Genomic DNA, 14,889 nt, shown 5'->3' on the forward strand with positions numbered 1-14,889 from the left:
CTTTTATTTCTCAAATTTACTAAAAATAATTATTATGACACAGCAGTTCAAAGCATTAATGGTAAGAGAAGACAATGGTATTTTTAATACTAAAGTAGAACAAATTTCTATGGCTGAAATCCCTAAGAATGAAGTCTTGATAAAAGTTGCCTACTCTTCGGTGAACTATAAAGATGCTTTATCGGCTTCCGGAAATAAAGGTGTTACACGACGGTTTCCTCATATACCGGGAATAGATGCAGCAGGTCAGGTTGTTTCCTCAACCTCTGAAAACATTGCCGAAGGAGACAATGTAATAGTTACGGGTTATGATCTGGGCATGAATACCTGGGGAGGCTTTGGTGAGTATGTGAGCGTACCTGCCAACTGGGTAATCAAACTGCCTGAAAACCTTTCACTTTTTGAGGCCATGTGCTTTGGAACTGCGGGACTTACAGCAGGTCTGTCTGTTTACAATCTCACACATTCCGGAATTGAAAAGGAACAAGGCAAGATTGTTGTAAGTGGTGCCACAGGTGGTGTGGGAAGCATCTCTATTGCAATCATGTCAAAATTGGGATATGAAGTAGTCGCAATATCAGGAAAAGAGGAAGATCATTTTATCACTCAGATATTAGGGGCCGGTTCAATTATTTCAAGAAAAGATTTTGTTGATACCTATGATAAAAAAGCGATGTCTAAGGCGGATTTTTCAGGAGGGATAGATACGGTAGGTGGAAGCATCTTATCGGGTATTATAAAATCGCTGAAATACAATGGGACTGTAACCACTTGTGGCAATGTGGCTTCTGCGGAAATTTCAACAAGCATTTTTCCTTTCATTTTAAGGGGAGCAAAACTTTTAGGTATAGATTCTGTTGAACAGCCTGTTGAATTTAAAAGTGAAATATGGAATTTACTGGCTAAGGAATGGAAGCCTACCCATCTGAAAGATATCGTAAAAGAGATCTCTATTGAGCAACTACCTGATGTTTTGACCACGCTATTAGCTGGTAAAGCCAGAGGGCGGTATGTGGTAAACCATTCTCTTTAGATCTTATCTTATGACGCCATCACTCTCCAAACAGATCATTATAAAATGGGTGTAAATTAAAGAAACTAAATACTGATAAATGTTAACTGAACCATTAACATCGGCTATCAAAATTAGGTATGAGATATTTTGCTAATGGTTGTACATTATCTTCATCTTTTCCTGTGCGTATACAGGACACAAAGCCTTGCAATAGAAATTATTGCAAGGTTTTGTTAGATGATAATCTCTTTTCAAAACTTCCTTATTTCAATGTTTCCACAAACTTGGTAATAAATAGCTTAGCTTTTGAAATCTTGATCGCTTCATCAAGGGTTTCAAACTATACCGCACATATAGAAAAATCCTCTGATCATCTGAAAATACTTTTAAAACCGCATAATATGCATTTGTTTTTTTTCATTTATTTTATGTATAATGTCAAAAATCAGATAAATACTACTTTTTAGAAACTATTGATAATCTTTATTAAATTTAATACTTTTACATCAACTTTTATATGAGTCTCTACCATTACGGATTATTTGATTTAACTTGATTTCATTTGATAGTTTTGTCGGTTTTGGCCCCTAACAAAAATCGAAGTCTATGAGAACAATCGAATGTCACGAAGAAAAGATTCATCTTTCCGGCCACATACAGGATCTGGGCCTGCTCCTGGTTTTTCAGGAAGATCGCTGCGTTGCAGCAAGTGAAAACGCTTATATTGAAGGGTATTCTTCATCTCAATTGATTGGAAGATCTTTCAATGATATTTTAAAAGTTCTTATCCCTGAAGCCAATCCTGAAAAAATATTAGAATCGGTTAGTGACACGATTTTCTACCGTTTCGTCGAAAGAATCCGGCTTAACGATACAGATTATTTTCTGAGTGTATATTCATTTGATTCGAAGATCTATGTCGAAACCGAAGTGGCGCATCCGGAACGAATTGAAACCACTAAGCTTTATTATTATGCCAAGCACATTGAAGATCAAGGTCATCAGTTCACTTGGCGTTCCCTTACGCAAATGGTTCGGGAGATCATAGGATTTGACCGTGTGATGGTATACCAGTTTCTGGAAAATGATGGTGGGAAGGTAATCGCAGAATCTAAGCTGGCAGATAAGGAATCCTTTTTAGGTTACCGGTACCCTGAGTTTGATATTCCCAAACAGGCAAGAGAGCTCTATAAAATCTTTCATGCACGTCAGACGGCGAATGTTGATGCCCCTATTCATGGGCTTATCGGGCTTCCAAACGAATCTGTGGATCTGAGCCAGTGCGGAATCAGGTCGATGTCACCGATCCATCTTCAATATATCAGGAACTCTGGGGCAAAGGCCAGTGCCAGCTTTTCGATTATGATAGATGGTGAATTATGGGGCCTTGTTACCTGCCAGCATTACACTCCCCGCCACGTCGATCTTTCCCAAAGACATCTCTGCGTGTTCTTAACACAATACGCGGTCAATAATTATCTGGCAGGCTTACAAAAGGATATAATAGCTTTTAAAGAACGCATCAGCACGTTAGAAGATCAACTCAAAACTGAATTGTTACTTAGCCGCAGTGAGTTTAGCATTTTAGAAAAATTTGGATCCGAGATAATGAGTCTTATGTCTGCCGATGGGGTGATAGTTCGAAATGATCAGGGATTAAAACAATATGGTGAGGTTCCAACCCCTGAACAAGTAATAAAAATAGATAAGATCATTAGTCATAGTGATTACAGCGGGATTTACTGTACAAACCAACTTAAAGAAGAAGTCATTAATGATTCCGGAAAAGATCAGTTTTTTCCGGGTGTAGTAAGACTTGATGTGATACCTAAAAGTAACTGGTATATTTACGTTTTCAGAAAGGAACGTGTTGTGGATGAGATCTGGGCCGGAAAGCCTGAGAAGATACAAAAGATCGATGATGAGAAAGGAGTCACCTTTTATTCACCAAGAACCTCTTTTGATGCCTGGATTGCTACCACAAAAGGAAAGTCTGAAGACTGGAAGACCTTTGAGATTGATTTTCTTAAAGATATAGGGCATATCGTCCAGCAGTCCATTGCACAAAGGGGCGGTGAGATTGAAGAACTGAATAAAGAACTGATCCGCTCCAATAATGCATTGGATACATTCACTTACACACTGATGCACGATCTTAAAAACCCGCTCACCTCCATACAGCTATCGGCACAGCTTATAGCAGCCAAAACCAATCTTTCAGAGGAGATGAGACTGAAGATGGCCGAAAATATCATAGAAGGTTCCAAACTCATCACAGAGATGATGGACAAAACCTACAAAATTTCCCAGGCCACGCAGGTGGAATTTGAGTTTGAGACGATCCATCCGGAATCTAAAATCACAAGCATTATAGAAAATGCCATCCAGCAATACCAGGTACCACAGCTGCAATTTACCGTAGGGGAATGTTTACCGGTTTGGGGTGAACGGACACTGGTATACCAGCTTTTTCTTAATCTTATCGGAAATGCCATCAAATACAGCAGCAAGGAAGATCATCCGGCCATAACGGTCAGTAGCACTACTGAAGGAGATGAAGTTTGCTATCTGATCCGGGATAATGGTATCGGGATGGACCTGTCTGACAACCGAGACATTTTCGAGATCTTTAAACGCCTGCCCAATACAGACGGATTTGAAGGTTCCGGTATCGGGCTCTCCATCGTAAAGAGAATAGCCGATAAGCTTAATGCCAAATTATCGGTAAGCAGCGAACTTGGAAAGGGAACGATTTTCACTGTAAAATTTAAAAAATGCTGACTTTATCCGTATTAATTTTATACTGCATCAAAGCCACCAGCAGATAAATTTGATTTGTATTGACCATTATATATCTAATTCTCATAAATACTTGTTCGAAAGATAGTTGTTGCATAGTATTTGTATACTACGTGTAGCAGCAAGCCGTTTTTATCAGGCTGTATAAATAATGCGTTGCGTCAGGAAGTATATTATGGGGACAATATTTATTTTAGAAGATGAAGACAGCATCCGCGAATTGCTGGAGGTGCTTTTCAATATGGAAGGTTATAGGGTAATATCCAGTTCGAATATCAAGGAGTTCAATAAAATGAATATCGATCTTAATGTCGATCTGTATCTGCTTGACATCCGGCTTCCGGACGGTTCAGGAATTGATGTCTGCAACGATTTGAAAAAAAATACAGAAACATCCCAAATTCCTGTACTGATGATGAGCGCCCATGCCAAAACTCTTCAATTACAGGATTGCTGTCGGCATGATGGATTTATTTCCAAACCTTTCGATCTTGATCGTATTATTGCAACGGTATCAGGTTTGATAAGAAAAATATAACAAGTCTTCATCAAATGGTCCGATTCGAAGGAAATTAGAAAAATATTTTCCCGTTAACAATCTTAATCAAGCCTTTGTCCTCCAAATTCTCAATGGCTGATTGAACGGTCCTAATTGACAGATTTGCTGTATCAGCGATTTGCTGTAAACTCATCTTGATTACAAATGAGAATAATTCCTGATCTGTCTCATCATACTTTAGGCTGTGAAACAGTTGCTCAATCTTCTTTTCTGCACGATCCGTGATAAAACGGTTGCTCTTAAGCGGCTGACAATACAAATCATTTGAAAGCTCTTTCATAACCTTTAACATCAAAGCTTTGTTCCGCTCGATCATCTGATTAAAGTTATCCTTATGCATGACAAGTAATCGGCTTTCGGTAAGTGCTACGGCATGATGAAGTGAAGGCATTTCAACAAATACAGAATACAGACTGATATGGTCTCCTCTTCTTAACAATTGAAAGGTCATATCGTTGGCATCATAACCTGTATTGGAAAGTTTAACAATACCGTCAATGATCTGGTAATAATGGTTTTGAATGGTCCCGTGACTAAAGATGCAAGAACCTCCAGTAAATTTCTTTTCTACTGCACCATGACATATTAAATATTTTTCATCGATCATTTTTCTGCTTTTTATTTTATGATGAAGGTAATTAATACAACGTTTTTAGTTTATGACTGTCGTCATAAAGAAATTTTAGCTTTTAGGGGACAATCGATGTGAAAAAGTATATCAGAAAGATTCCTACCAGTACCACGCCCTGCATGATGTTGGTTTTTCCTGTAGCCAGGGATACCGTAATGATAAAGAGGGAAAGTCCCAGCAATACTGTGGACTTAATATCAATTCCCAAGGTCATCCTGATACCGCTGATGACCGAAATAATCGCGATGGCAGGAATGCTGAGTCCGATGCTGGCCAGAGCAGAGCCGAATGCCAGATTAAGAGAAGTCTGTATCTCATTATTTCCGGCTGCTCTCACAGCTGCAAGCGCTTAACAACGACCTCATGTAAGTTGTCGATATTTTTCATGTTGAGGTTTTTCTATTTTAAAACGTGAATTTATGAAGGTTTATATAAAAAAAAAGCAATGAAAATGTAATTTGTCATTAAGGTGATGTCTACTGACCGCAAGCATAAATCAGAAAAAACGCTTCATCCTTTTCTTGCCCTAAATAAAATATTAATTTTTAAGTATTGATTTTAATCCTAAATAGTTTGTAAGGAAAAAATGTATATTTCAGAGTCAAAAAAAAATGATTTATGAAAACATGTTTACATTTACATTCGGATAACAGTGAACAATCTGTATTTTATCATCTAATTGATGATATATTGCTGGTTAATCAGGGAGATATTGTTGATTACGGTCAAAAATATTTCCATCTTCTAGGAATTAGAGCAAAAGAAGAATTTGAAAGATTTGGACTTAGCAAAGAAAAATATAAAGTCCTTTCCACTCATTTAGAAGTAAGCGGGACAGAAAACGAAATCTACGTTTTTTTGAAACCCATTTAGGCCTATATTTTTATATTGCTCTGGCTGTAAGTTCTATATTTAGCTTGTTTTTATAAAATTCATTTTTTAATATTTGTATTTTTGTAAAAAAAATCCATGTTAAACTTACATTTCAACGAAAAAGAACTTCTTTTAAAGGCAGTTCGTGTGCATCACAAGATCCAAGCTGAAAATGCTGAAATGATCGACGACCGCAATCAGGACCTAGAACATGAACTTTCAAAGCAACATATCTTCATATCCCGTAGACAGATTCATGATCTGGTCTATTATCTTGAATTGCTACCGGAGGATGAACACAGAGCCCACCGTCAGGAGCTAAACGATCTGGAAAAAAAACTCATGGATCTTTTTAATCTGCCATAATTCTTTCCTGGTAAGGTATACATATACAAATGATATTTCTTCAGAAAAATCTGCAGCTTGAGTAAGTTTGTTATTTGTGCATCTTCCATTTCAAAGTAATTGTGCAGATCTGATCTTGCTGCGCCTCCCGCTCTATCTCTTTCAGCCTCAGGACAACTGGAATTGGGCTATTGCTGAGGTAAGTCGAATCTAAAAAATGGCGACATTATTGTCGGGTTTGCCATCAACTCAGTATCCCGACGTAAATCATCTGAATCTTTGCGGGGAGGGAATTCATGGCTTGACGAAACCGATTTCAGCTGTATATTTGACAATAAAAAAATAAAAACCATGGCCGAGCTCACAAATTACGGTAAAAAATAAACACCAATTACCATTCAGTTCTCATATAATGATAACCGTTCAAAAAAGGCTCTATAAGATCAGTGAATTTATGCAATAGGTTTATAAATCAATTTGGAAATACCGTTTAGATAAGCACATAAATAACAAGCTAAATGATATGTATCTGTATGTGCATGTTAAAAAACGACTGACACCAGTGATTTATTCTTAACATCGTTCACGGAAAGATTATTATATTCGTCAAAATACTCACAAAACATTCATAAAATCATTATCAATGAACTGATATTTATTCCGTGTCCAAGGCTTTGACATTTTTAGTTGCTTAAATAAATTGACAAGACATCTTTGCACTTCATTTTCCCCTATTTTGCTTCGGCTGTATAATGAGCTGTTTTCCGTTAAAATGAGAAAATTTGTACTTGTAAAATCATGCGGTGAGAGTATGAAAAACTCATTCGCCTTACCTGTAGAATCATGACTTACACTTATTGCCAGTACATTCTCGAATGCCTTAAAATGCTCATTAATTAAAAAACAGCAGGATGAAGCCGTTTTTCCGCCAACTTCCACACTGAATAAAATAGGTATTTCCTTGATTATTTCCTCGGCCTGGCATTGAGTTGCGCCTCTACTCAAAAGCCAGTTAAGAATATCTTTATGTATTTTTTTGCGTACCCGGTTAATTGAATACACTCCTTTTCGCCAGTTGCCGGGTAAAAGCCAATAAAGTCGTTCCTGCGCCGAATCGAAAAGATCTTTATGAATAACTGGATCAAAAGCGTTGGGAACGATGACCCATTCTGACCGTAAGTTTCTAAATTGCTTTTGCTTGAGACGTCCCCATGTTTTATTATAGATCCGGGTGCCTATGTACGCTTCTTCCTGTAAAACTTTTACTATTTTTCTCTTATCCCATTCTCTTCCATTTGCTGATAACACTCCTACCCTATTCAAATAGATGCAAATGTCCTCCAGAGAGGATCTTTCGATGACAAACAGGTGAAAGATTTTTCTTACCGTTTCCGTTGTTACATCATTTTTAGGGGTAAAAGTTACCCTTTCATTGGCTATTTGCTTATGTTCACCCGCCTTTAGAATACGAACCGGTTTTTTATGCGAATCCAGTAATTGTCTTGCCATTCCGTAAACCGCCGGTCCTCCCGCGGAGAACCCCTGTTGAGATACTTTTACACATCCGTGGAAAACCTTTTCACTTAGCTGCCTGCTGTATTCAGCAGCCATATACCGTTGAATTGAAATTTCTAAACTTGAAAACAGCCGATTTGACTGATCGGGAAAGCCTTGTGAAACGTAGATAACTTCTTTATTGTGCTTTTTGCAAAGATAGACATAATGACCAGCCTGATCCTGATCTTGGAACCTTCCCCACCGGGAAACATCATATACCAAGATATAATCAAAGGAAGGTGCATCAGGATTTTCAACCCAGTCCCTAAAAATACGTTCAAAACCCGGCCTCTTCGCAAGCAGCCCGCTGATTCCTTCATCTGCTTCTTCGTGAATAATTTCCAGCGTATGTTGATTGGCAAATCGATGCACGTGAGTCCGTTGAATAGCTACTGAATTTTCTTGTTTGTCTTCAGCAGAATGGCGGTAGTATGCAATTGCCTTTTTAGAGGTATTGTGAAAAATAGTCGCCATTTTTTATAAAGCTTTCCGCCAGCTGGTTTAGATCTTTAAGTAAATGGAATTCCTTTTCTGTTAAATTCATACCCTGATTCTTCTTTATGCTTAATTCCTCCACTACCTTTTTAATAATACTTGAAAAACCAGACATCTTTGATTTTTCCGAAAGCTCATTAACGGTCATTGATGCATTTGCTAGAAAATCTAAGATCTCCTCCTCATGAATCGAGGCATTGGCAAATATTCTGGCAAGCACTTTAAAATCACTCACTGAATTCAATACATTATCCGTAATTTTCTGAAATAAAATCTTTATGATATCATCAATCTCCCAGTGCCTGATCTTACGTATCTTGGCTAGCATCTGCATAAATGCAAGACGCTGGTACTCTTTCATATTTAGATCAGACATTAACTCCAGATACTCCACTCTCATCTCCCGCAGTCCTAGGAAGTGGGATAAATGTATCGGGGACATTCCCAGCAGATTGGCGATTTCTTTTTGGGTAGCCTCCTTATATTCTGCTCTAATTTTATAAATTGCATTGGCTTTTTCCATGGGTTTCCAGCTTTTACGATTATTCTGTAATTCGTATCGGCGTGCTTCGAACTCTCCATCGCTCATCTTAGGATAAACCCGACAGGGAACCTTTTCCAGGGAAAGTCTTTTAGCACAGGAAAATCTTCGATGCCCGTCCATGATCAGAAAACGTCCCTCCTCAATTTCGCTAACCTTAATCGGGTCTTCAATTCCGTAGTGTAAAATAGATCTTAGAAGACGGTCATATTCTTTTCCCGCTCCATATCCGAATGCTTTACGGGGCTGATTCGGGTCACCCTCAATTGCCGCGAGAGGAAGCTCCATAAACCTAAATGGCTGGGGTTTAAACGATCCTAAAAGGCTTTCTTTATTTTTGTCCAAATTTGATAGCTTCATGATTAATACTAAAAATATTGTACTTCCAAACCGCAGTTCAACGCTTAAACGCTGACGAATATGCAATTTGATCGGTACACCTCAAATTTACTCTCAAATACGGGATATATAATATTATATTTTTTTAAATGTATTATTACTAAAAAGTTAATGAAGAGAATCTTTAGTATGAGCAAAATTAAGGTAACAGTGAACATTGGTCAGCTTTTACTCAAGTTCATCTTATTTTTTCCTTTGTTAAATCCCTCAATTAATTACATCTATTCCCAAAAAGCTGGAATGTATAAGACAGCTACGAAGAGACTTATTAAGAATGTGCTAATCTAAGAGCCGCATGGACAATACGCTGTTCAAATACTGAACATTCGCTTAGGTGTTTACCTATTTTTAAGGCAGGGACGCACATTCTTCTAACCTTTTTAAGCAGTTTTAAAATAGTTACACGATCTTTAGCCAAGTTGCATATTAAACGACAAGTTCTGTCGTATATGGTTTTTAGTTTTGTGAAAGAAATGAAAGATATTGTTATGATATTATTCACATAAAATTTATATGATATATCTTTCAATAGAGAAATAAAAAGAATACTTTTGCAGCGATTCAAAAATTAATAATCAATACTCGAAATATACATTAAGAATGAACAAAATCTACTCAACAGCATTATTCTTATGCTGTATCTTGAGCGCTTCGGCTCAGGAGGTAGTTTGGCAGAAAGATATTGAATCCTCAACACAGGATTTTCTTTCCCAGATTACAACAACCATCGACGGGCAATATCTGATTTCAGGAAGCTCGATTCAGTCAGATAAATTATCGTCTGAAAGCAAGCAAAATACCGGTTACGATTTCCACTTAATCAAACTCAACCAGCAGGGTGAAGAAGTCTGGGAAAAATATTTCTCGGGCCAGAACCATGATTTTCTTTCCGCGACGGTAAATACCCAGGAAGGTGGATTCGTTTTGGCAGGAACTTCTTATTCAGCGAAGGGCCTGAATAAAAAAGATGATTGCAGGGGAGGATCGGATATCTGGCTCATCCGGATCAATGAATTTGGGGATGAATTATGGCAGAAAACCATTGGCGGGGCTTCGGATGAAGAAGCCCGGGCGGTGATCCAGACGACGGATATGGGATTTTTTGTGGCAGGCAACATTCAGAATTCAGAAAAAGGGTATGGCTCTAAAGACGTTCTTATCATCAGACTTGATAAAAACGGAAAGGAATTATCGCAATTGGTTTTGGGTGGAAAAGGCCTTGATGAGGTGGAGAAGATGATTCCGACGAAAGACGGCGGTGCTTTATTGGGCGTTTATTCCAGAAGTAATGCGGGAGGATCAAAGAGGACCGACAACTTCGGCGAAGGCGATTACTGGATTATCAAGCTTTCCAAAGACGGCAAGGTAGAATGGGAAAAGAACTTCGGAGGTAAAGGAGATGATCATTTGAGAACCCTGGCGTTGACTTCCACAGGATACCTAATCGGAGGTGAATCAAGATCGGAAAGATCAGGAAACAAAACCGTCGATATCGAAGAAGGAACCGATTTATGGCTGATCTCCCTCGATGAAAGAGGGGAAGAGCTCTGGCAGAAATCGTACAATTTCAAGAACCGGGATGTATTGATGGGGATGAGCGTGATGACAAAGAGCCAAGGAGAAAGAGCCAGGAATCAAGATGTAACGTCCGGAATATTGCTGGGCGGTTATACGCAGGCAGAAGGAAGAATTGAAAGTGATGATGAGACCTTCTGGATGCTGTATTTGGATCAGAATGGGAATGAGCAGTGGAGAAAGCACGTAAAAGGTGAATCGAGAAAAAGAGAAGAAAGGCTATCGGATATTAAACTTGACAGGGACGGCTCGATTGTATTGGCCGGAACGAGTGCAGAAGAACTGGGAAAAGAGAACTGGAAGATTGTGAAGCTTGGAGACAAACAGATTGACCAGTTGATCGAAAAGCAGGATATCAAGATCTACCCGAATCCTGTGAGTGAGTATGCTTATGTTGAAATTGGTTTTGATTTTAAGGAAGCCGACATCACCATGTATGACATGGGGGGAAGACAAATTCAAAGTATTAAAACGAAGAATAGAGTATCCAAGATCAATACGCAGGCTCTAGTACAGGGCGCGTACCTGATTTTTATTAAAACAAACGAGAATAAAACAGCAAATGCTAAACTGATTAAGCAATAACTATGAAGAAGATATTATTAGTATTGTACATATGTATATCATGTACAATATTTTCACAAAGTTCTTTTACTGAGAATTTAATGCAGAAGGTGACCTCTGAAAATTTAAGTGAAGGAACTGCAAATGTTCAAATACCAATCAAAGATGTATCCATTGACGGCTATAAAGTAAACTTAGGACTGACATATAATACTAAAGGTGTTCTGGTAAATAGTGATGCCGGTATTGTGGGGCTTAACTGGAATCTTAACGGATTAGGCTTAATTGTTAGAGAGCAAAGGGATGGTGCCGACGAAGTGAAGACAACGGGACATTATTCCGTAGTGACGCACTGTCCACCAGATGGGGACGGGAATTACATTTGCTATGAAAAATGTTATGATGTTGATGTTAAAGATAATCAGGGATATTTTTATAATCTGTCAGCTTTAAAATCAAATACACAGGATGCCGTTAATAATATACTTAGTTTTCCTCTAGAAAGGTGGTATCCATCAGGTACAATTTCGATAGGGTATCCTGCTCCGTATAATGATTCAATGCTAAATATTGACACCGAGCCAGATATTTTTAAGGTAAGCCTGCCTAATGGAGAATTCTTCGAGTTCTATTTTGATTTAGATAAAAAAATAAAAATAAAATCGGGAGACTACCGTAATTACATTATAAATTACACGCAGGCCGGAAATCAATTCAGCGGATTTACCATCAAAAACGATGATGGAATAACATTCTATTTCAGTAATTTTGAGACCACTACCGATGGAACTTCTAACCAAAATTATGGTAATATAGAGAAAAATAAACCTTTCCAATTTGCTCCGGATAGACTTTCTCCATGTGATCCATTAACAACTACTCAACAGAATTTATTAAATGAGCAGGCATCTACAGCATGGTACATTAGCAAAATTGTCAATCAATTTGGAGAAGAGATTAATTATAGCTATGCTATCTACAATGTTCTAGGATGGAGTAAGACAAAGAGCGGAAAGTATCTGACAAAATATACGATGCCACTGCTTAACTTCATTTATACAAATGCAACAGCAATATTATTCAGAAAACAGAAATTAAGACAGGATGTTCTTAATAATGGATATGTCAGTAATCTGCCGGAAATCGAGTCAATAGAAATTTATGATGTCAATAAACTTAAAAATACAGATATTTCATGGACTGTTCCTATCGCAATAGCCATTAACGACTTCAGTAGTTTCGACTTGTTAAACACCGTAAAATTAAATTATTTTTATTCGCAGGCGGAAGGGGCAAATCCCAACTATGATGATGCAATATTCAAAAGAATGCATCTTGATAATGTTTTATTCAGAAACAGGGAAAATAAAAATGAGAAGTATTACAGGTTTACATATTATGGCGATGTCAACAAATTGCCAAGTAAAATAAGTGATGCATACGATGGGTTCGGATATACAAAACTCAACAGCTCCTCCGGCATTTCTTCAGAACCTGTTTTCAATGACGCTATTATTGGAAATTTAAAAACGATTGAAACCAATGATGCACTGCAGAGTTTTTATTATGAACCCAATTATTATCAAAAAGTAAGTCAGGGACCTTTCGGATTTACGATAGGTGCCGGAGTCAGAATCCAGAAAATTGCTACCAAAACAAGGGATCAAGAATACATTAAGGAATTTAAGTATGGAAATAAGGGGATTGGTCATGCCTATTTCAATACCAATACCGAGTCAAATGCCCGCAGAATTGACCCTCTCGCTTCCGACGTGCATTATGAATATGTAACCACTATTACAAAATCCAAGAATAATCTCGTAAAAGATTCTACCGTATATAAATATAATGTCTTTAAAGATATCCCCTCCAGTGGTCCTATTCCCTTAGGCAATACAATTTATAAATCAGATCTGCTGACCGGCTATAAATTGTCCAAATCCGGATCATCCGGAAATAACAGTGGTAATACCTTTTATTATAACAAACAAACAGGAAGCTACCCATATTTAAATTCAAGAGATAATTTTGATCTGCTGAATGGCAAATTATTATATGTAGGAAACTTTAGTAACAACGGAGAAAAAGTTAGCGAATCTTTTTTTGATTATGATATAAATGTTTCTGAGGATAAATTTCTTTTCGCCAAATTGGGAGAAGGAGGCGTATACACCATCCGACAGATTAACATGCCTTTGAAAAAGCAAACGGATGTAATCGTTTATAATGGAAAGGAAGTTAAGAGAACAACGAATCTATTTTACAATAGCAAGAATCTTCTCAATAAAAAAACGGATACCGATGGTATTGCGAATTATGAAACCAGCTATCAATATGTCCATGAGCTTAGTGATAATGTAGGATCATCTCTTCTTGCAAGCAATAATTTAAACGCTTTAGGGCAAATAACCAGGAAAAAAGATGGAGTTGTTATTTCTTCCGAAAAAAATGTATATGAAAATATATGGTCTAAGAGATTGGAATGTTACAGGGATTTCTTTGGCTTGCCTTCCGGCTGCGCGGATGTGATATCTTATCCCTTCATTAAAACTCATACGTTAACAGGTATTGACGGTGTAAACTTTCCTGTTAGAAGTGATAAAGTCACCAAGCTTAATTATTATAATACGGTATTGGAAACACAGGATAAAAATGGCCAATACACCTCTTATATAAATGGGTACAATAATACATACGCGATTGCTGTCATAAAAGGAGCTAAATATGATGATATTAAAGACATCCCTAGTATTTTACCTGCCATTACAGCTTCTAACAATGCTGACGAAAATACACTTATAACGAAACTTGATCAATTGCGCAATGACCCATTGTTGACTAATTATCAGATAACAGCATATACCTATAAACCATCTGTTGGAATATCAACTGTAACCCCTCCCTCAGGGATTAGGGAAAATTATCTTTACGACAGTTCTAACAGACTGGCAACAGTGAAAGACATCAATGGTAATATTCTTAAGGAATACCGGTATAATTATATTCCCATTGTATTTTACAGTACTGAAAAAAGTAAATCATTTACCAGAATGAACTGTGGTCCGGGAACAACCGCAGGAACAGCTGTATATACGGTGACTGCAGGCAAATACACTTCCTTGGTCAGCCAGGAAGATGCCGATCAGATTGCAGAAAATGATTTGATGACAAACGGACAGAATTACGCTAATACGAATGGAGTTTGTACACCGTACGTCTGCACAATCTCACCAACATACCTAGCAGATATATATTATTCGTCATTCCAGGAGATTTCTACCAATCACATTAAAGCTTATTTAAGCTTACCATTAACAAACTCAAGCGGAGGCCCTGCTCCTAACTGGTCAAATGGAGTATTTATCGGGACTTTGGGATCACTATGCCGACCATCTTCTTATAAAAGCATATCTGTTACATCCGGTGGAAGTTCATGGTATATCTCAATAGCACCGACCGGCGTAGTAACACTGACCGCTACCGGAGGTACTTCTGCAGGGCCTATATCTCTTACTTTTGAATACGATAAAAACTAA

The 14,889-nt window shown here is 37.7% G+C and carries 11 protein-coding genes; 7 read left to right on the forward strand and 4 right to left on the reverse strand.

Annotation, left to right across the window (positions count from 1 at the left end; translation table 11 throughout):
- Nucleotides 1–34 precede the first annotated feature (34 nt).
- The 3 genes from AC0N32_RS10685 to AC0N32_RS10695 all read left to right on the forward strand — a co-directional run bounded on the left by AC0N32_RS10685 (nt 35) and on the right by AC0N32_RS10695 (nt 4,352).
- Nucleotides 35–1,033: a YhdH/YhfP family quinone oxidoreductase gene (locus AC0N32_RS10685; RefSeq protein ID WP_476393845.1), complete on the forward strand. Its 999-nt coding sequence runs from the start codon at nt 35–37 to the stop codon at nt 1,031–1,033.
- A 588-nt stretch (nt 1,034–1,621) separates the two neighbouring features.
- Nucleotides 1,622–3,796 (forward strand): ATP-binding protein, encoded by a 2,175-nt coding sequence (locus AC0N32_RS10690; RefSeq protein ID WP_476393846.1) that lies wholly within the window; start codon nt 1,622–1,624, stop codon nt 3,794–3,796.
- Between the two features lie 193 nt (nt 3,797–3,989).
- Nucleotides 3,990–4,352, forward strand: coding sequence for a response regulator (locus AC0N32_RS10695; RefSeq protein ID WP_476393847.1), 363 nt, complete (start codon nt 3,990–3,992; stop codon nt 4,350–4,352).
- Between the two features lie 34 nt (nt 4,353–4,386).
- Here AC0N32_RS10695 and AC0N32_RS10700 read toward each other — a convergent pair whose 3' ends face one another.
- Together AC0N32_RS10700 and AC0N32_RS10705 are read right to left on the reverse strand one after the other, a co-directional pair.
- Nucleotides 4,387–4,980 (reverse strand): Crp/Fnr family transcriptional regulator, encoded by a 594-nt coding sequence (locus tag AC0N32_RS10700; protein WP_476393848.1) that lies wholly within the window; start codon nt 4,978–4,980, stop codon nt 4,387–4,389.
- Between the two features lie 82 nt (nt 4,981–5,062).
- A complete protein-coding gene (locus tag AC0N32_RS10705; RefSeq protein WP_476393849.1) occupies nt 5,063–5,341 on the reverse strand; it encodes a hypothetical protein in 279 nt (92 codons plus the stop codon).
- A 281-nt stretch (nt 5,342–5,622) separates the two neighbouring features.
- Between AC0N32_RS10705 and AC0N32_RS10710 the strand changes: the two genes are divergently transcribed.
- Nucleotides 5,623–5,877 carry a hypothetical protein gene (locus AC0N32_RS10710; protein ID WP_476393850.1) on the forward strand — a complete coding sequence of 85 codons (255 nt, stop codon included), beginning with the start codon at nt 5,623–5,625 and terminating at the stop codon, nt 5,875–5,877.
- A 96-nt stretch (nt 5,878–5,973) separates the two neighbouring features.
- A complete protein-coding gene (locus tag AC0N32_RS10715; RefSeq protein ID WP_476393851.1) occupies nt 5,974–6,243 on the forward strand; it encodes a hypothetical protein in 270 nt (89 codons plus the stop codon).
- A gap of 594 nt (nt 6,244–6,837) precedes the next feature.
- Here AC0N32_RS10715 and AC0N32_RS10720 read toward each other — a convergent pair.
- Both AC0N32_RS10720 and AC0N32_RS10725 read right to left on the reverse strand, forming a co-directional pair.
- On the reverse strand, nt 6,838–8,253 hold the full coding sequence (locus AC0N32_RS10720) for a recombinase family protein (RefSeq protein WP_476393852.1): 1,416 nt from the start codon (nt 8,251–8,253) through the stop codon (nt 6,838–6,840).
- Complete coding sequence (locus AC0N32_RS10725) at nt 8,225–9,175, reverse strand: ParB/RepB/Spo0J family partition protein (RefSeq protein WP_476393853.1); 951 nt, start codon at nt 9,173–9,175, stop codon at nt 8,225–8,227. Before AC0N32_RS10725 ends, AC0N32_RS10720 begins: the two co-directional genes overlap by 29 nt.
- A gap of 639 nt (nt 9,176–9,814) precedes the next feature.
- Here AC0N32_RS10725 and AC0N32_RS10730 point away from each other — a divergent pair.
- Together AC0N32_RS10730 and AC0N32_RS10735 are read left to right on the forward strand one after the other, a co-directional pair.
- A complete protein-coding gene (locus AC0N32_RS10730) occupies nt 9,815–11,374 on the forward strand; it encodes a T9SS type A sorting domain-containing protein (RefSeq protein WP_476393854.1) in 1,560 nt (519 codons plus the stop codon).
- A gap of 80 nt (nt 11,375–11,454) precedes the next feature.
- Nucleotides 11,455–14,889 (forward strand): DUF5977 domain-containing protein, encoded by a 3,435-nt coding sequence (locus AC0N32_RS10735; protein WP_476393855.1) that lies wholly within the window; start codon nt 11,455–11,457, stop codon nt 14,887–14,889.

It is taken from the genome of Chryseobacterium endophyticum (genome assembly GCF_056333165.1).